This is a genomic window from Acinetobacter guillouiae CIP 63.46, assembly GCF_000368145.1.
Classification (GTDB): domain Bacteria; phylum Pseudomonadota; class Gammaproteobacteria; order Pseudomonadales; family Moraxellaceae; genus Acinetobacter; species Acinetobacter guillouiae.
Genome location: NZ_KB849287.1, coordinates 314837 through 338305, shown reverse-complemented (window position 1 = coordinate 338305; position 23469 = coordinate 314837). Strand labels below are relative to the sequence as shown.

25 protein-coding genes are annotated in these 23469 nt (G+C 38.4%); 13 read left to right on the top strand and 12 right to left on the bottom strand.

Annotation, left to right across the window (positions count from 1 at the left end; translation table 11 throughout):
• Positions 1–61: 61 nt before the first annotated feature.
• From F981_RS21830 to orn, 5 genes are all read right to left on the bottom strand, one after another.
• Complete coding sequence (locus F981_RS21830; RefSeq protein WP_004725842.1) at positions 62–3028, bottom strand: hypothetical protein; 2967 nt, start codon at positions 3026–3028, stop codon at positions 62–64.
• Between the two features lie 3 nt (positions 3029–3031).
• Positions 3032–5821 carry a type VI secretion system Vgr family protein gene (locus F981_RS21825; protein ID WP_004725840.1) on the bottom strand — a complete coding sequence of 930 codons (2790 nt, stop codon included), beginning with the start codon at positions 5819–5821 and terminating at the stop codon, positions 3032–3034.
• A 173-nt stretch (positions 5822–5994) separates the two neighbouring features.
• Positions 5995–6798 carry an enoyl-ACP reductase FabI gene (locus tag F981_RS21820; RefSeq protein WP_004725837.1) on the bottom strand — a complete coding sequence of 268 codons (804 nt, stop codon included), beginning with the start codon at positions 6796–6798 and terminating at the stop codon, positions 5995–5997.
• 160 nt (positions 6799–6958) lie between these two features.
• The gene (locus F981_RS21815; RefSeq protein ID WP_004725835.1) at positions 6959–7693 is read right to left on the bottom strand and encodes a Bax inhibitor-1/YccA family protein; all 735 of its coding nucleotides are present in this window, start codon (positions 7691–7693) and stop codon (positions 6959–6961) included.
• 211 nt (positions 7694–7904) lie between these two features.
• Positions 7905–8462, bottom strand: a complete 558-nt coding sequence (orn, locus tag F981_RS21810; RefSeq protein ID WP_004725833.1) for an oligoribonuclease — start codon at positions 8460–8462, stop codon at positions 7905–7907.
• A 122-nt stretch (positions 8463–8584) separates the two neighbouring features.
• On the opposite strand from orn, the gene rsgA reads away from it, so the two are divergent.
• The 5 genes from rsgA to F981_RS21785 all read left to right on the top strand — a co-directional run bounded on the left by rsgA (position 8585) and on the right by F981_RS21785 (position 11545).
• Positions 8585–9643 carry a small ribosomal subunit biogenesis GTPase RsgA gene (gene rsgA, locus F981_RS21805; protein ID WP_004725830.1) on the top strand — a complete coding sequence of 353 codons (1059 nt, stop codon included), beginning with the start codon at positions 8585–8587 and terminating at the stop codon, positions 9641–9643.
• A gap of 91 nt (positions 9644–9734) precedes the next feature.
• The gene (locus tag F981_RS21800) at positions 9735–10145 is read left to right on the top strand and encodes a rhodanese-like domain-containing protein (RefSeq protein ID WP_004725828.1); all 411 of its coding nucleotides are present in this window, start codon (positions 9735–9737) and stop codon (positions 10143–10145) included.
• A gap of 16 nt (positions 10146–10161) precedes the next feature.
• Positions 10162–10419 (top strand): glutaredoxin 3, encoded by a 258-nt coding sequence (grxC, locus tag F981_RS21795; RefSeq protein ID WP_004725827.1) that lies wholly within the window; start codon positions 10162–10164, stop codon positions 10417–10419.
• Positions 10420–10467: 48 nt separating this feature from the next.
• Positions 10468–10926, top strand: coding sequence for a protein-export chaperone SecB (gene secB, locus F981_RS21790; RefSeq protein WP_004725824.1), 459 nt, complete (start codon positions 10468–10470; stop codon positions 10924–10926).
• Positions 10927–11065: 139 nt separating this feature from the next.
• Positions 11066–11545 carry a DUF4184 family protein gene (locus F981_RS21785; RefSeq protein WP_004725822.1) on the top strand — a complete coding sequence of 160 codons (480 nt, stop codon included), beginning with the start codon at positions 11066–11068 and terminating at the stop codon, positions 11543–11545.
• On the opposite strand, the gene F981_RS21780 is transcribed toward F981_RS21785, so the two are convergent.
• From F981_RS21780 to coaBC, 6 genes are all read right to left on the bottom strand, one after another.
• Complete coding sequence (locus F981_RS21780; protein WP_004725820.1) at positions 11540–12151, bottom strand: alpha-ketoglutarate-dependent dioxygenase AlkB family protein; 612 nt, start codon at positions 12149–12151, stop codon at positions 11540–11542. The genes F981_RS21785 and F981_RS21780 overlap by 6 nt on opposite strands.
• Complete coding sequence (locus tag F981_RS21775) at positions 12138–12383, bottom strand: Ada metal-binding domain-containing protein (protein ID WP_004725819.1); 246 nt, start codon at positions 12381–12383, stop codon at positions 12138–12140. Before F981_RS21775 ends, F981_RS21780 begins: the two co-directional genes overlap by 14 nt.
• Positions 12384–12386: 3 nt before the next feature.
• Positions 12387–13124 carry a 2OG-Fe(II) oxygenase gene (locus F981_RS21770; protein WP_004725818.1) on the bottom strand — a complete coding sequence of 246 codons (738 nt, stop codon included), beginning with the start codon at positions 13122–13124 and terminating at the stop codon, positions 12387–12389.
• Positions 13111–13950, bottom strand: coding sequence for a methylated-DNA--[protein]-cysteine S-methyltransferase (locus tag F981_RS21765; RefSeq protein ID WP_004725814.1), 840 nt, complete (start codon positions 13948–13950; stop codon positions 13111–13113). The genes F981_RS21770 and F981_RS21765 overlap by 14 nt, the downstream gene beginning before the upstream one ends.
• 511 nt (positions 13951–14461) lie before the next feature.
• Positions 14462–14836 (bottom strand): cytochrome b562, encoded by a 375-nt coding sequence (locus F981_RS21760; protein ID WP_004725812.1) that lies wholly within the window; start codon positions 14834–14836, stop codon positions 14462–14464.
• 162 nt (positions 14837–14998) lie between these two features.
• A complete protein-coding gene (gene coaBC / locus F981_RS21755) occupies positions 14999–16264 on the bottom strand; it encodes a bifunctional phosphopantothenoylcysteine decarboxylase/phosphopantothenate--cysteine ligase CoaBC (protein ID WP_004725810.1) in 1266 nt (421 codons plus the stop codon).
• 114 nt (positions 16265–16378) lie between these two features.
• Between coaBC and radC the strand changes: the two genes are divergently transcribed.
• From radC to F981_RS21740, 3 genes are all read left to right on the top strand, one after another.
• Complete coding sequence (gene radC, locus F981_RS21750) at positions 16379–17101, top strand: RadC family protein (protein ID WP_004725808.1); 723 nt, start codon at positions 16379–16381, stop codon at positions 17099–17101.
• A gap of 37 nt (positions 17102–17138) precedes the next feature.
• Positions 17139–18050, top strand: a complete 912-nt coding sequence (locus F981_RS21745; RefSeq protein ID WP_004725806.1) for a bestrophin family protein — start codon at positions 17139–17141, stop codon at positions 18048–18050.
• Between the two features lie 65 nt (positions 18051–18115).
• The gene (locus F981_RS21740; RefSeq protein ID WP_004725804.1) at positions 18116–18400 is read left to right on the top strand and encodes an antibiotic biosynthesis monooxygenase family protein; all 285 of its coding nucleotides are present in this window, start codon (positions 18116–18118) and stop codon (positions 18398–18400) included.
• A gap of 87 nt (positions 18401–18487) precedes the next feature.
• Here F981_RS21740 and F981_RS21735 read toward each other — a convergent pair whose 3' ends face one another.
• Positions 18488–19369 carry an energy transducer TonB gene (locus tag F981_RS21735; RefSeq protein WP_004725801.1) on the bottom strand — a complete coding sequence of 294 codons (882 nt, stop codon included), beginning with the start codon at positions 19367–19369 and terminating at the stop codon, positions 18488–18490.
• A 232-nt stretch (positions 19370–19601) separates the two neighbouring features.
• On the opposite strand from F981_RS21735, the gene F981_RS21730 reads away from it, so the two are divergent.
• From F981_RS21730 to F981_RS21710, 5 genes are all read left to right on the top strand, one after another.
• Complete coding sequence (locus tag F981_RS21730) at positions 19602–20282, top strand: hypothetical protein (protein ID WP_004725799.1); 681 nt, start codon at positions 19602–19604, stop codon at positions 20280–20282.
• A gap of 150 nt (positions 20283–20432) precedes the next feature.
• Entirely contained in the window at positions 20433–21140 is a 708-nt protein-coding gene (locus tag F981_RS21725; protein WP_004725798.1) for a DUF3108 domain-containing protein, read from the top strand.
• 103 nt (positions 21141–21243) lie between these two features.
• On the top strand, positions 21244–21819 hold the full coding sequence (locus tag F981_RS21720) for a xanthine phosphoribosyltransferase (RefSeq protein WP_004725796.1): 576 nt from the start codon (positions 21244–21246) through the stop codon (positions 21817–21819).
• A 153-nt stretch (positions 21820–21972) separates the two neighbouring features.
• The gene (locus tag F981_RS21715) at positions 21973–22833 is read left to right on the top strand and encodes an acyl-CoA thioesterase (protein ID WP_004725794.1); all 861 of its coding nucleotides are present in this window, start codon (positions 21973–21975) and stop codon (positions 22831–22833) included.
• Between the two features lie 223 nt (positions 22834–23056).
• Positions 23057–23419, top strand: a complete 363-nt coding sequence (locus tag F981_RS21710; RefSeq protein WP_004725792.1) for an FmdB family zinc ribbon protein — start codon at positions 23057–23059, stop codon at positions 23417–23419.
• Positions 23420–23469 lie beyond the last annotated feature (50 nt).

Here is a 23469-nt window from a genome sequence, read left to right as displayed (position 1 = left end):
AATTTTAACTATAAAAGGATTTTAGGAAATATTTATTATGCCCTAAAATCCTTAATACTTTTTAAGTTAAATATGTATCATTATCAGATTCCGAGAATAATGGTTTATCGTTGGTGCTCGCCAAATATATAATTTCATTATTTTCTTCATATCCCTGCATATGTTTAATTTGCTTAAAAATACTATCATCCTGATTATAAGCAATTTGTGGTAAAGGCCATGTCTTAATACCTTCCAAACTCGTTCTTGCTTCTATAAAGTCTTTAATCCATTTATTGGTAGGTCCGGTATATTCTGTATTATTATTTAAAGCCAAAACAATATTATCTATTTGAAACCTTACTAGGTTTAAGCCGCTGGCTAAAAAGTTGATAATATGTCTTTCTAGATTTTTGGTATTTCCAGTATTTTTTTTACCTTGTTGATTTACTCTTTCTATAATATTTTTCCATTCATTTACATGCAATGTTGATTTAAAAATATTAACAATTGCTGTTTTTCGTTGGTCTAAATAGTGAATACCATCCCAATCTATACTTGGAAAATCATCATAATGTGCCCAGCGCGTACTCCAATGGCATAATGAATATACCAAAATCCCTTTGGAATTGGGTGTTAAACCAATCAGTGTTTGTAAGTTATTATTAATGTTCTGAGCACATGCTAGTTTTGCTTCATCTTCTTTTATTGATGAAAGCCATTTTTCAAACTGCACTGACACATTTACAAAGAACTTTGACATATTATTTAATTGTGTTGAATAATTTTTTAAAATTGCATAATCATTATTTGCTGCGAGCATCGCAAAAAGTTGAGAGAGTTGTATAAATAAATTATCAGCAATATAGGCCAAATGCATAAAACCCATTTTAAGTAAATTCTTTTTGATAAACAGCATTAAAGATACTAAATCTTTAGGATTGACTTCTAAATCAACCGCACCTTTTGCCCCAACCCCATAACATAAATGGGCAGCCAATTTAATTCTTATCGAGCCATTCGGATGAATATACATATAAAAATTAAATTCAGCTCCTGCCCCCCCACTGACTCCAGCAGTGACCGCGGCTTTTGCTAATGTTTCAAACTTAGGGTCTCCACTTGATTCACGAGGATTGCCATTTGCATTAAACCACTGCAATTCAACTTTTGGAGTGAGTGCTAACTGAGCGCCAGCAAAAGCCTTGACTTCGACTTGAGCTTTATTTAGCACATCAGGAGGTATATCTTCATTGCTTTTAACTTCTACTTTTAAGCCTTTTACTGCATCTACTGCATCTTTCATCGATTTTTTAGGATCATGTGAAATTGCTTGTAGTTTTTGATAGCCTGCAACGTTACCAATCGCGACACCCATTTGACCTGCAATTGCTAGATTTGCACCTGCAAATCCTTGTAATGCTGCACCTGCAACAACTCGAATTGTCGCAATGGGATCTCCATCATCAAAAACAATACTCCAACCGTATTTAGATGGCCAAAAAAAGTCCCAATTTGCTCGTCCCTCAAATAATACAAATTTTGCAGCCGCCTTCGCCTCAGCCTTACCGTGTAAATGCTCTTTAGACAGGTTAAGAGTCGCTTCTGTGCCATTTGTACCGACGAACCTCATCCACTGAGCATCAACAGTGAGTTCATCATTCTCACTCATCATATTATATTGATTAGAGTACTCTCCACCAACACGTCCCAACACAGGTAAATACAAGTCTCGGATACTTTTTTCATCTGCTGACTTTGATTTGTAATTTGCTAATTCAATGCCAACACCATTGATAAACTTTTTTAAGCTATTATTAAACTCTTGGGGATTCGATGTGCTTATCTCATCTGTTCCTTCTCTGGCATTTGCCCCTGTATCACTGGTAATTTTTATTTTAGTTGTGCTTTTATTTATCCTTTGAGTTCTTAACTCTTCAATTCTACGCCTGTTGGCATATCTTCTTAAGATATCCGGATTCCCATTTGAATTTCCACTTGCCTCTATTACAAGAACCTCTTGAATTTCTGCACTATTTTTAAATTCTCCATTAATTTTATCTAGTGCTTCTTTTTTCGCAATACCCAGTCTTTCTTCTATTTTCTTAATGTCAGATGGGCTTCTAGACTCAAGCTGTAATTCTAAATCCTTTTTATTCTTATAGATTGAAGATATAGATTTCTCAAAATCTTTAGTCAATTTATCAAATGGCTTAAAAACATCCATCGGTAAAATATAAATTTCATTAGATTCTGGAACAATGATTATTGGTAACGTTGTTTTAGCGCCTAAGCTCGCTGTATAAGTTTCTTTAGGATTTGTAGTGGTACTACTCAATTTAATTTCAAAAGCATGGAAATTCCCTTTGGTTGAAGCAACCAAAGGTGCCATTAATTGGGATTTAAATTTATGCCCATTCAGATCAAATTCGATATAGGTTTTATTGTCGGTATACAAAAGATTGGATATCGATTTTTCATTCAATACACTTGGTTTAATTTGTTTTGATGAAGCATCCAATCTTTCATTCTTTTCATTAAATATTCTATAACCACCTTTGGGGAAATATTTTATCTTTCCACCCAGTCTCATAAAAACCTGATATAAAACAAAGGCCTTTTGTAATACCTCAATTTTTTTCTCTACAGTAACTGTTTCTTTTTTTATAGGCTTTAAATCTAGCTTTTGATTAAATACTGACCTCGTATCAATATAGCTATAACTTTCAGCATTTATTCTATAAATTCCATTTTTCCCGTCTCTTGTCTCAGGCTTCTTACCATTAACCCAAATAGTCACTTCTGCATTTAAATAAGCATCAAAATATATTGCTCTTGTCTCTCCTTTACTATTCGTTGAAAAAGAGTCTTGAGCTAATGTACCTCCACCTAGTGAGCTTAAATCTTTTACGATGAGCTTATAATTTACTCCTGCAAGTGAGTTTCCCACATTATCTTTAACAACCAAAATAAGTTTATTATTTTTTGGTTGTAGATTAGCTTTAAAAATGTCTTTATTTTGATTATTTTTTAATGGAAAGCCTCCCATAATTTATTCCTCTACTTTCAAATTGTAGCTATTAATATTTTCATCTTCTATATAAATAGAAATATTTTCTGGTGACCCTGTTGTTACTTTTTTAGTTTTTCCTTGGCTATCTGTAATACCCTGTATAACCTCACCATTTTGTAAAATCATTAAGTACTTTTTGTTCGCTAATGGATTTCCAAATAAATCTTTTGCTTCATAAGTTAAATAACAAGGTGTTTCTTTGAATTCATGAGATTTCATCTCAACCTTCGCACCACTGGTAAATTTCTGTTGTCCCGACTTCACCTCAAACAAACCACCTGTAGTTGAAAATACCCCTGTACCATTGATCTTTAACTCAGAACCATCCCCTATCAGCCTGATCTCTTTCGGGCTGGTAATATAAACTGCTTCTTCAGTAGAGATAATTTGAATACCTTTACGTGCAATCAAATCCGCACCATCGCCTTGTGCTTGGATTTCAACTTTACCTTTCCCTGCAAATAACCTTGCTCCTTCCTGTGCCGCAAAAAGACTGATCTTAGCACTGGCATGCCCAATCAAAGCCTTTTGTGTACTTAGGTTGATACTGTCGCCTGCGGTATGACTGATTTGCCCATCTGCTGAAAGATGAATATCTTCGTTACTGGCAAGCGCAATCGAATTAGGGGAAGCCAACATCATCACCGCAGACTTAAATGCATCTGCTTTTTTCGGATCTTGTTGGTCTAGTGTATTGATAAACCCTTTTATTCTTTCCAACACCTCCAAAGGGTCAGTTTGCTGGTTCTTGGCAACTTCACTTAAGGCCTTGGAATTATTTAGACTACTTTCTAACTGACTTTTCGCGGCGGTCGCATCGAGATGGTTACCTGAAGCTGAGTCTTGAGCATGGGTACTCAGCAATAAACCTTGTCCTGCACGCACTGCTCCCCATTGGTCTGTTCTTAGTTCAAAGCCTTCGCCTCGCCCTTCACTGGTATCGGTTTCTTTAGGATGACTCAGGTTACCGAGGTTAAGTTGACTCGCACCGTGACTGCTTTGTAGCTGGCTGCTGATTTGGTCTGTGGTATCGTCAAATCTAAGTTGGTTGTAGCCACTGCCTTTAACTTCTCGACTTTTGATCCCCGCCAGTTTTTTGGTATCAGGCAATTGGCCTTTGTCATCAAATTTAGTTGGACTTCGTTGCGCTTCATGGATACGCCCCACTACAAATGGTCGGTCAATATTGCCATCAAAGAAATCTATCACCACAATCTCGCCGATCCTCGGTAAGAACCGCGCACCATAGCCTTCACCTGCCCACGGGGTCAGTACATCCACCCAAGCAGAATCAGTGTCGTTGTCATTGCTCCCTGCTCCACCATCATGACTGTGATCTTCATTGCGGGTAAATAGGAAGCGAACTTTGATACGTCCCCATTCATCCACATGAATTTCCTCTCCACTTGGCCCAACCACTTTGGCTCGTTGTGGATGGGTACTCGGGCGGTGTTGTAGTGGATGGTATTCAGGAACAGTGGTGATATTACGACGTTGTATTACCAATTGATTGGCTTGGCGTTCATCACTGTTGCTGTTGTCTGCTTTATTTTCGTTTACCCAGTTGCTTTGTTGGAGCAAGCGATTGATTTGTTCGCTCAGGTCTTTGGGTAAGTTGTTCTGGTTATAGAATGTCTTTGACGTAATCAGAAACTCTTTGTCTGAGCCACTGTGTTGGTCTATTTCTGGGTGTTCGTTTAACTCAAACCAGTAACCTACTTGTGCATCACGTACAGTGGAGTTGGCAACAAATTGTTTGGATTGAGCATCGTAATAATGACTGAGGTTTTGGTTAATCTTTTCAATCTGATTGTTATTTGAAGCAGTTGCTTGATCTTCACCATTCAGGTCTTGAATCCATGCCGGACTGATATGCCAAGCTTGTTCTAAACCGAGACTGGCATTGTTTTGATTTTGACTGTGTTGGTGTTTGCTTTGAACACTGCCTGCACCCTCTTCTTGCTCTAACACATCTGCTTGCCAGCGTTGTACGTGGACAGCGGTGGATTGTAAGCTACGTTGTCCGATAAAGCTGGTGATGCTGTCTTGTTGTTCTGTGGGACTGCTACGATGGAAGCGGATCTTTCTTCGTTCTAGCGCTTTATATTCGCTATTGTCATCCACCAAGCGCAGTTTTTGTGGCTGAATTTGAGTCGCAGAACTAGGCACAATCAATTGCGCTTCATCAATCAACCAGTTGATCCCTTCACTGCGCATCAGGCGGGTTAAAAATGCATAATCGCTTTCGTTACTCTGCATGATGAATGGTCGAATATCGTAATCTTTTTTAAGACCACTTTTATCGAGGCTTAGACTGGAGGCAAAGAGTGGGCTTTTGTCTTGCCATTCTTTAAAGAGGGTTTCTATGACTTGCACAACCGACTTATTCATAAACACTCGGCTGTTACGGCGTTTATGCCATAGTGAAGTGGCATCTTCGAGTTTGAGTTTATATAGCGTTAGTGCACCATCACTTTGCCCTTGTGCGGCCTCAGTAATCACCCCAGTGCTACGAAACAGTTGTCCATGATCTGTGACTTGATCAATCGCTACTTGGCTACCAATGAATTGTTTAAGCGGAATCGTTGCTGAGGTGGCAAGGCAAATCAGTTCAATAGACACGCCTTGGTTTAGACCATGTTGTCCATCGATACGTTGTAAGAAGACTTGGTTGTTTAAGTCTGTATTGCTAAATTGGATATGCAAGGCTCGTTTTTGCGCAGTCAATCCAAGGTGTTGCAGAGCCGAAAATATATTGGCAAAATTCATTTTCTTATCAAACTTAAAATAATATTAATATTTATGAATATTTAATCAAAAAAAACGATTGAATCCTAGTTTATTGATCGGTTAATTTTTTAAAATTTGTAAAAAAATCTCAACATTAAATGCTTAATGTTGAGATTTATATTTTTAATTCAAATTGTTATATAGACTAAATACTATTCGCTGTCCATCATTGACTGGCTCATACCGACTGTATTAAAACCAGCATCGACATATAGAATTTCACCAGTGATCCCATTTGCCCAAGGTGAGCATAGGAATAAGGCTGCATTACCAACGTCTTCAATCGTAACATTACGTTTTAACGGTGCAATTTTTTCATTAGCATCTAACATTTTACGGAAAGATTTAATCCCAGATGCCGCTAAAGTACGGATTGGACCTGCTGAAATTGCATTTACACGGATACCTTCAGCACCTAAGCTTGATGCTAAATAACGTACCCCTGCTTCCAAAGATGCTTTCGCCATACCCATAACATTATAGTTTGGCATAACAGACTCTGAACCTTGGTAAGTTAAAGTCAATAAACAGCCTTGGCGAGCCAACAATAAAGGTTTTGCTGCGCGTGCCATAGCAACAAAACTATAAGCGCTGATGTCATGGGCAATTTTAAAACCTTCACGATCTGTGACGTCCGTGAAATCACCATCAAGTGTATGCGCAGGTGCAAAGCCGATTGAATGTACAACACCATCCAAACCATCCCAATGCTTCGCTAATTCAGCAAATGCATGGTCAATTTCAGCATCCACAGCAACATCACAAGGGAAAACTAAAGTAGAACCGAATTGTTCTGCAAAATCATCTACACGTTTTTTTAGTTTATCGTTTGGATAAGTAAATGCGAGTTCTGCACCTTCACGATGTAATGCCTGAGCAATACCAAATGCAATGGATAATTTACTTGCAATACCCGCGATTAAAAAGCGTTTACCTGCCAATAGTCCTTGTGCCATGAAATTCTCACCTGATCAATTTTGTAAGCATAATGCCAAGTCTTGACCCATAACTAAATTGCATAATGCATCTTTTTTTAAAAGTTTACTAAAAACATAAAAAAAGCGCACTGAATCGAGTGCGCCTTTTCAAATCTATCAATCTATATAAAGGGAATGATTAATCATCACCTTGCAACAAGCTCAATAAACGTAAGAATGAATAGTACATCCATACCAATGTTGCCAATAAAGCAATACCACATAACCATTCATAAGCTTTCGGTGCACGTTGTGCAGCAGCAGATTCAATCAAATCGAAATCAAGAATCAAGTTCAATGATGCGATCACTGCAACAAATGCAGCAAAACCAATACCTAAAATGCTGCTTTCAAATAAGAATGGAATGCTTGAACCAAAAGCCAAACGCATAATGAACTGCACCACAAAAACCAATGCAATTGCGATAGATGCTGAAATCACAATAGATTTAAATTTTTCAGTTGCACGAATAATTTGGAATTTATATAAACCAAACATCACTAAAGTTGTGATAAATGTAGCTAAAAGTGCTTGTAATGGTACGCCCGGAAACTTCAGTTGGAAGATCACTGAAACACCACCCAAAAATGCACCTTCAAAGAACGCATAAGGAATAGCTAAAACACGTGCCGTATTCGGCTTAAATGTAGCAACCAATCCAAGAATCAAACCACCAATTGCACCGACCACTGCGGCAGCATAGGCAATTCCAACATTCATTGTGGTAAAGCTATAGAAAAAAATTCCAACACCGAGTATGGCCGCAATAACAGTCAATAAAACTGATTTTTGAATTGCGCCTTGTACAGTCATTGGCTGTTCATAATCTGCATACGTTTCCGCACGCGTTAAAATTGGGTTATTACTTTGCATAGTCAATCTCTTTGTAATAATTCAAATATATATAAGGATATTAAAACGTTTTTTATGCAAACAATTTGAACTGCTTGCTATTTTTTGTAACGAGTTGTCAGAGGACATCAGCTTTAGTATAGCTTAAAAAACCAAAATGCATAGCAAAAAAAGAGGCTAAAAAGCCTCTTCTTTCAATCTGATATGTAATGAGATTTAACCACTCAAATGATTAATCTTGATTGGCGATAAAGAAATACTGACGATAATATTTAAGTTCAGCAATCGAATCGCGGATATCATCCATTGCCAAATGTGAAGCATTTTTCTTTAGACCGCTCATAATTTCAGGTCTCCAGCGTTTTGCTAACTCTTTCACTGAAGACACGTCCAAATTACGATAATGGAAGAATTGTTCAAGCTCAGGCATTAAACGGTGCATAAAACGGCGATCTTGGCAGATTGAATTACCACACATTGGCGAAGTTTTAGGATTAATCCATTTCTTCAAAAATTCTAACGTTTGCTGCTCTGCATCTTGCGCTGTGAGTTTACTACGACGTACCCGTTCAATCAGACCTGACTGACCGTGTTGTTTGGTGTTCCACTCATCCATTGCATTGAGGATAACATCTGATTGATGCACTGCAAGCACAGGCCCTTCCGCCAAAATGTTCAAATGATCATCTGTTACAATTGTCGCAATTTCAATGATCTTGTCATTATCTGTATCTAAACCTGTCATCTCTAGGTCGATCCAAATTAAGCGGGTATCCGGAGTGCTGCTCATATAGTGCAATCTTATTAGGCCAATAAAAAATGAATAGTAGCAAATTTCTTGCATCTTCGCTGTAATTCATTCGCCTGTCATGGTATTTTTGCCTTCTCATTTTTAAGGTTTTTAGGATATGAATGGCTTTAATTCGTAAACGTCGTTTAACTGAACAGCAGCAACGCCGCATTCAGAAACAACATAAAACACGTCAAGAAGAAATCGACACTTCCAATGACCTTGAAGGTCTTGTTGTTCAGCATTATGGACGACAACTCGAAGTACAAGCCCTTTCTGTTCCTACTCAACATCCGCAAAAACCCATCGTCAATGAAGGTGATCCAGAGCCCTTTTGGAAACCGATTGAATTAGGCAGTGTCTGGCGCTGTCATACACGAACCAATTTAGAGCTGTTAGTGACGGGCGACAAAGTTCAGTGGCAAGCAGATCCAAATACAGGTTTAGGCATCATCACTGCCATTCACCCAAGGACCTCGTTGTTAACGCGTCCCGATCGTTATCATAAAGTTAAACCTGTCGCAGCCAATATCAGTTTAATCGTCATTGTCTTTGCAACTCTGCCTGAGCCAGCACCCACGCTGATTGATCGCTATTTGGTGGCATGTGCAGATGCGGATATTCCAGTCCTTTTGGTGTTAAACAAATCAGATTTACTCAAAGAAAATGATCCTATTTTAGATCTCATTAAAGAATATCAAGACTTGGGCTATGAAGTACTGATCACTCAGTCTGAAGGTGATATTAGCGAATTAAAGCAACGACTCGACAACGAAACTGTTGCTTTCGTTGGGCAATCAGGTGTCGGCAAAAGTACCTTGATTAATGTCATCGTTCCTGATGCAGAGCAGAAGACCAATATTATTTCTGAAAACTCAGCACTCGGACAACATACAACCACCTCTACCCGTTTGATTCGTTTTGGTGAAAATGGTGCTTTGATCGACTCGCCCGGCATCCGTGAATTTGGGCTTTGGCATTTGAGCCTAGAAAAGATTGATGCAGGCTTTCCTGAAATCTCTAACTTGATTGGACATTGCCAATATCGTAATTGCACCCACACACATGAGAAACAGTGCGCAATTAAAAAAGCGGTAGAAAATGGTGAAATTCTAGCCAGACGACATGAAAGTTATTTACGTTTAATTGAAGAAATCACTGATGCGCAACAAAAAAATTAAATTTCTTCTTTGAGAACCTTGAAGCGGTGATTTTGATCACCATATATATACGCTATACTCGACGCAATTTTTGATTGTAATTAGGTGACTTGTGGAACGTTGGTTTGAGTTTATGGGGAATCACCCCTTCTTATTTGGTATTTTAGGGGTACTGGCGATCTTGTTCTTTATTTTTGAAGGACAACGCAGTGGTCGTAAGATTTCACCACAATCACTTGGTATTTTAGTGAAGGCTAAAAATGCGATGTTGATTGATTTACGCGATGCTAAAGATTTCCGTGAAGGTCATGTGAGTGGCAGCCGCAACATTCCATACAGTCAAATTGCCAGTCACATTGAAGAGTTAAAAACTGCTGACCGTCCTTTAGTATTTATCTGTAACTTAGGTCAAGTTGCAGGAAGTGCTTTACAACAAGTCGGCCATGCAGACAGCTATCGTCTTGATGGTGGTATCAGTAACTGGAAAGCCCAAGGCTTGCCATTAGTTAAAGCTAAAAAATAAGCTTAAGGAGCTCAACATGACTGCTGAAGTAAAAGTATATTCAACAACTTTTTGCCCATACTGTGTACGTGCGAAATCTCTACTTGAGCGTAAAGGTGTTGCTTTTACCGAAATCAATCTCGATGAAGAAGCACCTGAAGTTAAGACTGAGCTGATCCAGAAAACTCGACACCGTACAGTGCCACAAATTTTTATTAATAATGAATTTATCGGTGGTTTTGACCAGCTTTATGCTTTAGAAAAAGCCGGCAAACTCGATGAGTTACTTGGTTAATCCACAACTTAATTAATGAATCACTTCTTAAAATTTAAGGAATAAAGAATGAGTGAAGAACAACAAGCTCAACCACAACTTGCTTTAGAACGTATTTATACAAAAGACATTTCTTTTGAAGTACCTGGGGCTCAAGTTTTTACCAAAGAATGGCAACCTGAATTAAACATCAACTTGTCTTCTGCTGCTGAAAAAGTGGATGCAACCCACTTTGAAGTGTCTTTAAAAGTTGTTGTGCAAGCGAACAATGCTGGCGATACAGCATTTATCGTCGATGTAACACAATCAGGTATTTTCTTGATTGATGGTATTGAAGAAGACCGTCTTCCATACATCTTAGGTGCTTACTGCCCGAACATTTTGTTCCCATTCTTGCGTGAAGCAGTTAATGATCTTGTAACGAAAGGTAGCTTCCCTCAATTACTTCTTACGCCAATCAATTTTGATGCAGAGTTTGAAGCAAATATGGAACGTGCCCAAGGCGCTGCTGCTGAAGGCCAAGCTTAATTTCTCAATAATTAAGTTTAAAAGACCGCACTATGCGGTCTTTTTTATATTTGATCAGATAAAAATCACCCAAACTTCACAACCGTGGGTGATGCAATTTTTTATAATTTAAACATCACAATAAGCATGAACAATAACAATGCCATTTACTCCCTTACATTTGGGCTTAGGCGCAAGCTGTAAAGCCATTGCAAATAAAAAATTTAGCTTGTTAATTTTCTCTGGTGTTCAGGTTTTGATGGATATAGAACCTCTATTTGGCATCATTCGAGGCTGGACCACACTCCATTTATATACCCATAACTTACTTGGTGCTTTGTTGATTGCTTTGCTTGCAGTCCCCATAGGTAAAGTGATGAGTGAGTTTTGCTTACGCAACTTATTCAAACAAGCAGACTGGCAGATCACATGGCAAGTGGCGACAGTCAGTGCTTTGGTCGGTAGTTTTAGTCATGTTTTTTTAGATGCGTTGATGCATGTAGATATGTGTCCCTTTTATCCACTGAGTTATTCTCAAGTTTTACTCAACATGATTCCCTACAATTTTATTTTCTATGGGAGTTTAATCAATTTTATTTTTGCCGCAATGGTTTGGCTTATCCGTGAGGGAAAATCATGATTCATCGATTGTTCTAAAGGTTAGATTAATCCGAGCCGTATGCACTTTCTTTGTTGGGGCTAAGCGGTGCAACCAATATGTTTGTGTGGTGTCTTTCATGACCAGCAAACTGCCATTTTCGAGAAAAACCTCAATCTTTTCTTGGCTATTTTTATGTTTAAAGGCAAATTTTCGAACTGCGCCTAGGCTTAAAGATGCAATTGCACCATTCTTTTTTAGATCTGTTTCACCATCACTGTGCCATGCCATACCCTCTTCACCTGTATGGTAAAGATTCAGCAAACAAGAATTAAATGTTTCACCCGTGATCAATTCAATCTGTTTTTTCAGTTCGATTAATTCTTCAGTCCATGGCAAGGCATATTTGGAGCTATTTGAATAAGTGTATTCAAAAGCACGATCTCCATACCAAGCCACTTTCCGTTTGGTGATAATCTTTTTGCCAAAAATAATCGCTTGGTCATTTTGCCATTCAATATGCGTTAGCAATTGCTCAAAATAATCATTGGCGATGGCTTCATCCATGATTTTTCCGAAATAATTCACTGTTCCATCTTGTGGAAGCAAGTTCTCATGGTGATCGGTTAGAAACTCAAGTTGTTGCATTTTTCCATTTCACATAGGCTGATTTCATACAATGTCTACACGGGCGAAATTGCAATGCCAAGGCTTCAGCTTCACAACTAAAGAACACCCGATTGGCTTTTAACATACGCTTGCCCGAACCACAGTTTAAACGTCCATAAATTTTTAGCTTTTGATTGCCTGCAAATAAAATTTCAGCATTCCTGATTTTTCGATATAACGCCAAACGCTCAATGTCATCATGCTTAATCATCATTTAACTCACAGCATCATGAAAAATAATCCCCAATGTATAACGCTCCCCTGTACGCACCTGACTGACAGCATGCTTCATATTGACTCGATAATAGCCATGAGTGCTTTTCTTGGGTCTAAACTGCGTGGTAAAAATTAACACATCCCCTTGATCAGGTTGTAAAACAATGGCTTTTGACTGTGCTCGTGGTACTTGCTCAGTCAACACCAACTCACCACCGGTAAAATCGCTATTGACTTGACTAAGAACAAATACCATTTGGATCGGAAAATAGACCTCGCCATATAGATCTTGATGTAAGGTATTAAAACCATCTTGCTGATAGTGCAAAATCAAAACAGTGGCCTTATTTTGACCCACTTGTTGGCATTGTTGTAAAAATTCAAGATGTGAATCTGGATATTGTCGATCCAACTTTAAAGCATCAGACCAAGCATTGGCGATAGGAACCAGATAGGGATAAAACTGAGTTCGAAGCTGTTGAAGCAAGTTTGGTAATGGATAATTAAAATATTTATACTCGCCATATCCAAAACGATGTTGCTGCATAGTGACGGTTTTTCGATACAGTTGTTGATGGTTATAATGACTTTTGATTAACTCACACAATTCATCAGATAAAAAGTCTTTAAGGATTGAGTAGCCTTGTGTATGCATCTGAGCATGGATTGACTCCCAATCTAAACCCTCAATTTTATTGAGCAACGCTGTTGCTTGTTGTGAATTAAACGCTGGCATGTACTTGCACACCTTCCCAGCCAATCATTGCGGCTTTACGTGTTTTTCCCCAATGGTATTCACCTAAAACACCTGTCGCTTGAATCACACGATGACATGGAATTAAAAAAGCCACTGGATTATTGCCAATCGCAGTACCGACTGCACGGGAAGCTTTTGGATTTCCAATCTGTTCTGCAAGGTCTGCATAGGTCGCCAATTGTCCCATCGGGATTTTAAGCAAACTTTCCCAAACTTTAAGCTGAAAATCAGTACCTTTTAGATGCAGCTTAATTTGGCTCCATGGTTTTTGTTCAGATGAGAAAATGGCCAAAGCGTGTTCATGCAAGGCATCTGCTTGCTGATAAAATCTTGCTTTAGGAAATTTTTCAACGAGTGCGCTATAGGCATCTTGTTCATGCTCGACAAAAGACATAAAACAAATCCCTTTGGCTGTTGAAGCCACTAAAACTATTCCAAAGCGTGTTTCAGCATACTGGTAGTGGATGGTTAAATTTTCTCCGCCACTTTTGTATTCAGCAGGTGTCATCCCTTCAATTTGTATAAATAGATCATGTAACCGACTGGTGCTCGATAGTCCTGTATCATAAGTCGCATCAAATACCGAATGCTCTTGTTTTAACAAGTTTTTTGCATGTTCTATGCTGATATATTGCAAGAACTTCTTCGGGCTGGTACCAGCCCATTCTGTAAATAAGCGTTGAAAATGTGCAGGGCTTAAATGAATATGCGCAGCCACCTCATCTAAATTCGGTTGTGCTTTAAAATTGTGTTTAATGTATTCAATGGCTTTTGCAATACGTTCAAACTGATGGTGCTGTTGCATCGCATTTCTCCTCACTTTTCTACATCTAACTTAACAGTTGTTATGCAATGAGCAAATCCGAATCATGCTGAGTTTAGTGATTCAATATCGTTAAAAATCTCCTCACAATAAAAAACCGTTAGTCATTAAAACTAACGGCTTTTAAATGGATAAATCTATTCTTCGAAATTACGTTCGTCAAAAAACAAGTAGTCCATACGCAATCTATATAAATTTACCTGATTCTTTGTATTATTGAATCGTACATGGTCGATCTATCATGTGGCGACATGGATGTCGCTGTTGGGCGGGGGTACAGGACGTACCCCTCGCCCAACGGAAGATTTTTGTCACCTTTTCATCTCTGAAAAGTGAGGCATCGCCTACGCAAAGCTATTTAAACTTTAATTGTAAAGTGTGGCATTGCAAGCGTTATAACCATATGAATCACGTTAATGAAAGTATATAAATATATGATTTATAATTTTGACCTTATTTATAAATCATCTAAATGCATATTTGCGCAATAAGACTATTGATAGATCTTATGCCCTTGATCACGTATTTCAGCAATTTTCTTGCCTTCCATTTTGGCATGATCTAAATGACCGCCTTTGACTAGCGCTTGAGTCTTATCAATTTGCGCAATCAATTGATCATATAACTGAGTCGAAGTCGGTGCACTGGCATCACCACGACCTTTAAGTTTGACTTTTTTAGCGTCGGTTGCAGCAGCACGCATATTATCTAAAGCTTTATTTGCTTCAGCGGCATTATTGGTTTGATTAAATGCTTTATAGTTTTTACCTAATGCCTGCATATTTTGTTGTAGCGTTGCAGCAAAAGTCATTGAGCTGAAACCTAAAGCAGAAATCATCATGACGGTGGCTAAAGTTTTTTTGATCATTATGATCTTCCTTAAAACTGTGGCTATTGTTGGGTGTAAAAAAGCCCATTGTGGCTATTGTCCATTTCCAAGATTAAACATAGTTTAAAAGCACAAAAAATAGCAAATAAAAATGCAACGAATTCGTTGCATTTTTATATTCAGAAATAATCAGAGAAAGGCTTAAATTGGTTCAATCTCATGATGTAAGGCATCGTGGATCGCTTCAACCAATTGTTGTGCAATCTCTTGTTTCGAGGCTTTCTCTAAATCACGCTTTTCCATCTGGTACTGTTCTGCAAAAAACACGGTCATCGCATTTTGGTCAGAAGCAAAACCAATATCAGCACGCGAGACATCATTGCAGGCAATCATATCGAGTTTTTTGGCAACCAGTTTTCCTGCTGCATATTCCTCTACATTCCGGGTTTCAGCCGCAAAACCCACCATAAATGGGCGCTTTGACTGCTGTGCAATGGTCGCCACAATATCAGGGTTTTTCACCAACGAAACATTCAGCTCATCACCCGCTTTCTTGATCTTATGTTCCGAAACTTCTGCCACACGATAGTCAGCGACAGCCGCGGTTGCAATAAACACGTCACAGCCTTCCTCAAGCTGATGCATGCTTTCATCAAGCATTTTTATCGCAGAAGAAACATTGATACGACGCACACCATTCGGAGTATCCAAACTGACTGGACCAGCCAATAGTGTCACTTTTGCCCCTGCTGAATAACAGGCTGCCGCAATAGCAAAGCCCATTTTCCCTGTACTGTGATTGGAAATATAACGTACAGGATCAATCGCTTCACGTGTTGGTCCCGCAGTAATCACCACACGTTTTCCAGCAAGCAAGCCAAACTTCTCAGCAATCGCACGTTGTGCTTGATGGAAGTAATTTTTAACTTGTTCGGCTAAATCTTCAGGTTCAGGCATACGCCCTAAACCGACATCACCACAAGCTTGCGAACCTGCTTCAGGCATAATCACATGTACGCCATCTTCAACTAAGGTATTCAGATTACGTTGTGTCGGCTTAGCTGCCCACATTTGCTGATTCATCGCAGGCGCAACCCAAACAGGTGCTTTGGTTGCCAAATACAAAGTACTGAGCAAGTCGTCAGCCAAACCCGCGGCGAACTTTGCGATGGTGTCACAACTTGCAGGTGCAACTAAAATCAAATCGGCCCAACGCGCCAATTCAATATGCCCCATTCCCGCTTCTGCTTCAGGGTCTAATAACTCAGTATGAACAGGATTGCCGGATAAGGCCTGAAAAGTTAAAGGGGTAATAAATGCCTGTGCACCTTTGGTCATTACCACGCGTACATTAAAGCCATAATCCTTTAAACGACGTACCAGGATTGCACTTTTATAGGCGGCAATACCGCCTGTTACAGCGAGGATAATATTTTTATTAGAAAATACACTGAGATCAAAACTCACTATCAGGCTACCTTTCAGTTGCAGTGGCGCTCACAATATCATTAAATAGTCTATCTCCCAAGTCATTCAAGGGAGAAAAATCAGAAGTAAAATAATTTTAAAATGTGAAAAATAATGAATCATTCAATCAAACAATGGCCTGAACAAGAACGTCCACGTGAAAGATTACTCTTACAAGGGGCGCACAGCTTATCTGATGCAGAATTACTTGCGATTTTTCTACGTTCAGGCTCAAAACAACACTCCGCTGTTGAATTAGCACGCTTGCTCATTCAACATTTTGGTCATTTAAATGCTGTATTTGATTCGTCTTTAGACGATTTAAAACAATTTCATGGCATTGGTGAAAGCAAGTATTCACAACTGATGGCGGTGAAAGAACTGGGGCGACGTTACTTGAAACATCAACTGAATCAAGGTTTAGACTTGAGTCGTTCTGATTTAATCCGAGATTATTTACGTTATGAATTGATCGGAGAATCTCAAGAAGTCTTTGCCGTACTCTGTTTAGACAGCCAGTTACGTAAATTGAGTTTTAAAAAACTATTTTATGGTTCAATCAATTACTGCAATATTTCCATTAATCAATTATTACGATATGTCATACAAAAACATGCGACTTTTATCGTTATTGCCCATAATCACCCTAAAGGTTTTGCCAAGCCTTCACGTGAAGATTACGATTTAACTCAAGAAATATTAAAAGCCTGTCAACTGCTTGAAATAGAATTATTGGATCATATGATCATTGCTGCTGAGCAAAGCTACTCCTTTGCTGAACACGGACTCATCAAACCCAAAACTTTCCCTACAAATGTGATTGACAAGCACCTTTGAAGCGGTGAAGATCATTAAAAAATATAGATTTAAAAGTATGATTGTCCGCGATCAAAACGATACCCTTAAAATATTACTCTCTTGGCGTGGTACGATTTTACCCAAAGTGCTGCCACCGCTTGGTTTTGTGATGCTGATTTCTGCAATTGTGGGTGGCATTGAGTATACCAATTTATATCGTTTTCCTGAATTACCCTTGGTTGGCTTTACCCTGATTGGTGTGGTGCTTTCTATTTTTCTAGGCTTTAAAAATACCGCCTGTTATGACCGTTGGTGGGAAGCGCGTAAACTTTGGGGAATGCTGATCGCCAATGCACGTCACTTTGACCGTGATTGTCGTATATTCCCTCAAGGGCGTCGTGAACGAATCATTCAACATGTGATTGTATTTGCAAACTTATTAAGAGATCGTCTGAGACATCAAACAGCAAATCCAGATGCGCTGGTGGAAACCAGTGGTATGAGTCAACAGGCACTGACACAGTTGTATCAACAAACCAATGCGCCGCAATACACGCTGAGTTTGATCCAATGGGAATTGATGCAAGCGCTCAAAGAAGGCGAAATTTCCGACATTATCTATACCCAATTAAATGAACATGTAAATGAGCTCAGTTTGGTACAAACCGGTTGTGACCGTATTGCAACCACACCTTTGCCTTTTGCTTATTCAGTTTTATTAAATCGTACGGTCTATTTTTTCTGCTTTATGCTGCCCTTTAGCTTAGGTTCATTACTGGGTTTAGCAACACCTTTGCTGGTGGGTATTTTAGCCTATACTTTTCTGGGGCTAGATGCTTTAAGTACCGAGATAGAAGAACCTTTTGGTACGCAAAGTAATGATTTACCTTTAGATTCAATGGTAAGAATGATTGAAATTGAATTATTGGGAACTCTAGGGAAACCGACTCCTCCACCGATTCAAGCCCATGATCACAATTTACTTTAATACATCAGTTTCTGATTTTATTGCCCTTTTTAAAGAGAAGTTAAAGTAAAGGCCGAGCACTGAAAATGAAATATGTAGTTATCTTTAAGGCACAGATCAATACGCTTGATCAACAGTATTTTCAGACTGCACAACTTTTACGAGAGAAAGCATTGAGCCAGTTTAATTGTCAAAAATTTGAGTCTCTTTGTGAAAATGACGTTGAAGTTGCACTTTCTTATTGGAATACACTTGAAGATATCCAGGCTTGGCATAAAGATGCAGAACATCAAGCAGCCCAGCGGATTGGCAAACAACAGTGGTATAAAAAATTTAGTGTTGAGATTTGTCAAATTCAAAAAAGCTATTAACACTAGATCACTTAAAAATCGGTCTATTTATGAAGGTAGATACTAAAAAATAGAATCAAGATAATCCCATTCAATCTGGTTCAGTTTCTAGCGCACTTCAAATTCAGATTCAGCTGGATCAAAACGCCAAGTACGCACGATCCGCAGTTCAGAAATATCTTTCATTTTTGAATCAAAACGTCCAAAAGGTGCACCTTTACGCACTGAGTTTTTGGCAGCTTCATCGAGGATTGAATGACCTGAGCTTTCAATCAATCGTATAGCACGAATCCCACCCTCATTATTGAGAATGACCATTAAACGGACCTCACCCGAAAGACGCTGCTGTTTGGCAAGATCTGGGTAATATCGGTTTCCATACATCTCAACTTTTTCGCGAAATTTATCTAAATATCCAGCAGATGCATCTTGTTTGGCTTGAATACCATCTAAGGTTTTAATTTTTTGTTGTTTACTAAAATTTTGTTGTTTCTGCAAATATTGAGCTTCTAAACTCGCCACCATTGCCGTTTTAGCTTGCATTTGGCTCTGCAACTCTTCCATGGCCTTTTTTCGATCGTTCTGTTCCGCCTGCTTTTGCCAGCTAAGAACCGTCATTAATACTTTTTCTTCGAATTTCAATTCTCGTTTTTGCTGTATTTGCTCTAAAGCTTCGAGTTGCTGATCACCCGCACTCTTGTCTTCTGCTTGCGCTGGCATATCACTTGAAATACGATGCTCTTTACGGAATGTTCCAGAACCTTGCTGATTTGCTTGCGCTAAAAAGTCTGCATCTTTAATTTCATCTTCACTTGGGCGAATACTGATTGCGATTTCTTTTGTGCTGGTATTATTTTCTTGTGGCATTCCAAATTGAACAGATAAAAAAAGTACATGTGCAATGACAGCTGCAGAAACAGCTCCAACAAATAATGCGTCTTGCCACCAGTACTCAGAATGCTGTGTATTGGCAAATAATTTTTTTATCATGACATTAATCCGACAAAATTCCCCAATCGCCAAATTTAAAATTTATTAAAATAAGTTTAACTTTACATTATTCACAAACTTTGTGACTTATTTAGTAAAAGTAAAAACGTAATTTTAAAACACTCAAAATGGTGCAATGTTTTTTGTTAAACTGCAATCGTTAGACTTGTATTTTTTTAATAATCGACAAGTTTATCGCCTTAAAAAATGATGATGATTTGGGACAATACTTATGCCGACGCTACTTTCTAACATTGTTAAACGTATTCGACAAGTATACCAAAAAGCAGAAGGTTTTATAGAAGAAGAACGCGAGTTTCCAGTATCACAAGTATTTTTAAATGCGACCTTTAAACGTTTTGTCACCGACAACGTCAAAATTTTAGAAGATTTACATGCCGACCTGCATGATGATTGGTTAAAACTTTATGCCACACTCAATGTCAAAGGCATGCATTTGGTTCTTTCTGTAGATCTTAAGTTAGTTCAAATGGAACTCAACAAAGATATGCAGTTGATTGTTTTTGAACAAATCAGCAACACCCAAGTGATCGAAGCTAGCTATCCCAATGTTTGGTATAAGATGGGCGTAAATACTGCTTTATTCTTCTATCAAAAGGTACTGAAAAAAGATCCTTTAGGAATGATCCTAGAAAAATTTAATGTCATTACCGTAAAAGATGAATTACTTCACTTAGATCTGAATCGTTGGTTAGGAAAAAATCGTTCTATTATGGACACATTAAACAAAGTCCATGTGAACCATGCAGAATTACGTGAAACTGAGTTGGTGGTGATTGGTAATGTAAACCTAACCGCTTTATTTAGTAAATTTAGAGAAGATAAAGACCCAGACTGGGACGAAGATGATTATCTTGAAACTGAAGTTACACCGATTGAGCAAAAGAGTTAAGTCTCAAATTGCAGATTAGATTTCAAGTTATCGCAATCAAAATGTATACATAAATTCACAGGATTAGAAATAAAGTGAATATTTTCTCTTTAATTACACCGCATAATAGGTGTCATATCCAAAAATACTTTTAAATGCATAGGACATTTAATGATGGCAAAAACGTTATTTAAAACATTAAGTATCGCAACTGGTGTTTCAACTGCAATGTTATTGGTTGGATTTTCAAGCAATGCTCTTGCCATGAGTCCGTTCCAAGCAAGCTACCAGTTTGCCTATAATGGTAAAAACTTAGGTACTGCGACCCGTACATTGAGTCAAAGTGGCAATAACTGGACCTATGTATTTGCAGCAAAAGCAGCAGCAATTGCTTCTGCAAGTGAAACAAGCCGTTTTAGCTTTACCAATGGTCAAATTAACTCAAGTAGTTTTAGTCGTACCAGTAAAGTGTTGGTACATAATGACACTATGACCATTAACTTTAATCCAAACAGCAAAACCATTAACACCAAGAAAAAAGATCAGGCACGTTCTTTCCCATGGAAAGCAGGTGCTTTAGATGAGTTAAATGCTGAATTACAAGTACGTGAAGACTTAAAAGGTGCAGGTCTAAAATCAAGTTATTTGATTGCAGATGCAAAAGGTTTAGATGCGCGTCGCTTTGTTAAACAAGGCACAGAGTCAATTAAAACCCCTGCGGGAACCTATAACACGGTCAAAGTTGTACTCACCCATGACAATGGTGAAAAGAGTTCAATTTTCTGGTTAGCGCCTCAATTAGACTATTTACCCGTGAAAATGTCACATGTTGATGGTAAAACATCTTATAACCTAACCTTGACCAGTTACAAAAAGTAAGACATTTTTCACCTTTTGATCAATTTCAGCTTGCATTTTTTTTAGTGCTTTTTAAAATACGCCTTTGCTTTAAAAAGCACCTTGCCTCTAGAGGATTCTCCCTGTGCACGCACTAGAACAGAAAATCTTAGCTGAAGGTATCGTTCTATCTGATCAAGTTCTGAAAGTCGATTCTTTCTTAAATCACCAAATTGACCCTGTGATGATGCAGCTCATCGGTCAAGAGTTTGCTCGTCTTTTTAAAGATGCCGGCATTACCAAAATCATCACAATTGAAGCATCAGGTATTGCGCCTGCTGTGATGGCTGGTTTGGAACTTGGTGTACCCGTTATTTTTGCACGTAAATATCAGTCTTTAACCCTTAAAGATGATTTATATCGTTCAAAAGTATTCTCTTTTACCAAGCAAATTGAAAGCACCATTGCGATTTCTAAGAAACATATTAGCAAAGGCGATAAAGCTTTGGTTATTGATGATTTCTTAGCGAATGGTCAAGCCGCTTTAGGTCTTGCTGACTTGATTCATCAAGCGGATGCAGAAGTTGTGGGTATTGGGATTGTGATTGAAAAATCTTTCCAACCAGGCCGTCAATTGTTATTAGATAAAGGCTACCGTGTTGAATCTTTGGCACGTGTTGAATCTTTGGCAAACGGTACGGTAAGCTTTGTAGAAGAATAAGCTGGTCTTACTTCAAAAGTTTTCATTAAAAAAGAGTGCTTTAGGCGCTCTTTTTTTTGCTTTTTGATCAGTAGCGTCTTTGTTTTACCTTTTAATTTGATCAAGCCCTCAGCTATATTGTGTAAATAAAGAGATAACTCAGGTAAATAATAAATGAGATCAATCACTCAAAAATTAGTTGATCTACTCGACGTACAACAATTGGATGATGGTCTATTTCAAGGGCAAAACACACGTTTATTTGGATCACACCTTGTGGGTGGGCAATTGGTGGCACAAGCATTGATTGCCACATCAAAAACCACCAATCGACCAGCACATTCATTACATGCTTATTTTATTCGCAGTGGTCGCACAGATATTCCGATTTTATATAAAGTTGAAAATTTAAGAGATGGCAAAAGTTTTTCGACTCGCCAAGTCCATGCTTGGCAAAACGGCCATATTATATTTTCGGCCATGATTTCATTTGCCAATATTGAAGAGGGTTTAGAAAATCAAATTGAACCGCCTCTCTACCCTTCGCCAGATGAACTGATCCCAGAACAACAACTTAAACAAATGATTTATGAGGATGTTCCTGAACCTGCACGCGCAATATTTATGCGTCAATTTTTGATCAACATCCATCCTGTACAGCCATTCAATCCATTTAAACCGATAAAATTAGACACAAATTATGCTGAATATTTTCAAACCTTTGAAACGATTCCCACTCAACAAGATACACCCATGATGCACCAAGCCATTGCTGCATATTATTCTGACTATAACCTACTGACGGTTTCACTTAGACCGCATGGTGTCAGCTATGCGAACGGCGGTGTACGTAGTGCAAGTTTAGACCATAGCATTTATTTTCATACAGATTTTAGAGTAGATGAGTGGCTACTTTATGATATGAACGCCACAGTATCTAGCCAATCCAGAGGGCTTAATTTCGGCCGGATGTGGCAAGATGGTCGATTGGTGTGTAGCGTTAATCAGGAGAGTTTAATGCGGCTGAAGCAATAACAAGATGTTTCTATAAGCTTGTATCAATCATTCTATCTATTACATTCACACAAAATATAAAGACTGATCACGGTATTCAGTTACAATCAAAATCATGTCATATCCCTGACATGATTGTAACGATAGCGATAAGCATGACAAAAATGCCAGTAGTGAACGTGAATATAACGCTTAACCATAACTTAACGAAGACAAATGGACTTTGTTGAGTGAGTAAAAATCAATGACTGATGAACAAACAGTAAAGTGCCCAAAGTGTGGCGCTACAGACTTAGAACGCCGTGACCATGAACAACTTTTAGGCAAAGCAGGCAGTGTATTATTGACTTCTGCGGGTGCAGCAGCAGGAACTGTAGGTGGCGCTGCCTCTGGTGCTTCAATTGGTGCGGCTATCGGAACGGTTGCAGGTCCTTTAGGCGTTATTGTTGGTGGAACTGTAGGAACCTTCGTGGGCGCAATCAGTGTTGGAATTACAGGTGGATTTCTAGGAAATCGCTTTGGTAAACGAGCAGGTGTGATTGTTGACCAAAATATCTTTTTTGATTACCAATGTAAAAAATGTAATCATCGCTTTAATCTAAAATAACAAAATATAAAATATCAATATGATAAAGAACTTCTCTTTTTATCCATTAG

Coding starts and splice junctions, on each gene's coding strand:
- F981_RS21740 (WP_004725804.1), top strand. CDS start 18,116: ATGAAATATGTAGTTATCTTTAAGGCACAGATCAATACGCTTGATCAA.
- F981_RS21725 (WP_004725798.1), top strand. CDS start 20,433: ATGATGGCAAAAACGTTATTTAAAACATTAAGTATCGCAACTGGTGTT.
- orn (WP_004725833.1), bottom strand. CDS start 8,462: ATGAGCAGCACTCCGGATACCCGCTTAATTTGGATCGACCTAGAGATG.
- rsgA (WP_004725830.1), top strand. CDS start 8,585: ATGGCTTTAATTCGTAAACGTCGTTTAACTGAACAGCAGCAACGCCGC.
- F981_RS21775 (WP_004725819.1), bottom strand. CDS start 12,383: ATGATTAAGCATGATGACATTGAGCGTTTGGCGTTATATCGAAAAATC.
- F981_RS21745 (WP_004725806.1), top strand. CDS start 17,139: ATGATTGTCCGCGATCAAAACGATACCCTTAAAATATTACTCTCTTGG.
- F981_RS21820 (WP_004725837.1), bottom strand. CDS start 6,798: ATGGCACAAGGACTATTGGCAGGTAAACGCTTTTTAATCGCGGGTATT.
- F981_RS21735 (WP_004725801.1), bottom strand. CDS start 19,369: ATGATAAAAAAATTATTTGCCAATACACAGCATTCTGAGTACTGGTGG.
- grxC (WP_004725827.1), top strand. CDS start 10,162: ATGACTGCTGAAGTAAAAGTATATTCAACAACTTTTTGCCCATACTGT.
- F981_RS21780 (WP_004725820.1), bottom strand. CDS start 12,151: ATGCAACAACTTGAGTTTCTAACCGATCACCATGAGAACTTGCTTCCA.
- F981_RS21760 (WP_004725812.1), bottom strand. CDS start 14,836: ATGATCAAAAAAACTTTAGCCACCGTCATGATGATTTCTGCTTTAGGT.
- secB (WP_004725824.1), top strand. CDS start 10,468: ATGAGTGAAGAACAACAAGCTCAACCACAACTTGCTTTAGAACGTATT.
- F981_RS21765 (WP_004725814.1), bottom strand. CDS start 13,950: ATGCAACAGCACCATCAGTTTGAACGTATTGCAAAAGCCATTGAATAC.
- F981_RS21830 (WP_004725842.1), bottom strand. CDS start 3,028: ATGGGAGGCTTTCCATTAAAAAATAATCAAAATAAAGACATTTTTAAA.
- F981_RS21825 (WP_004725840.1), bottom strand. CDS start 5,821: ATGAATTTTGCCAATATATTTTCGGCTCTGCAACACCTTGGATTGACT.
- F981_RS21715 (WP_004725794.1), top strand. CDS start 21,973: ATGAGATCAATCACTCAAAAATTAGTTGATCTACTCGACGTACAACAA.
- F981_RS21730 (WP_004725799.1), top strand. CDS start 19,602: ATGCCGACGCTACTTTCTAACATTGTTAAACGTATTCGACAAGTATAC.
- F981_RS21710 (WP_004725792.1), top strand. CDS start 23,057: ATGACTGATGAACAAACAGTAAAGTGCCCAAAGTGTGGCGCTACAGAC.
- F981_RS21815 (WP_004725835.1), bottom strand. CDS start 7,693: ATGCAAAGTAATAACCCAATTTTAACGCGTGCGGAAACGTATGCAGAT.
- F981_RS21785 (WP_004725822.1), top strand. CDS start 11,066: ATGCCATTTACTCCCTTACATTTGGGCTTAGGCGCAAGCTGTAAAGCC.
- F981_RS21770 (WP_004725818.1), bottom strand. CDS start 13,124: ATGCCAGCGTTTAATTCACAACAAGCAACAGCGTTGCTCAATAAAATT.
- radC (WP_004725808.1), top strand. CDS start 16,379: ATGAATCATTCAATCAAACAATGGCCTGAACAAGAACGTCCACGTGAA.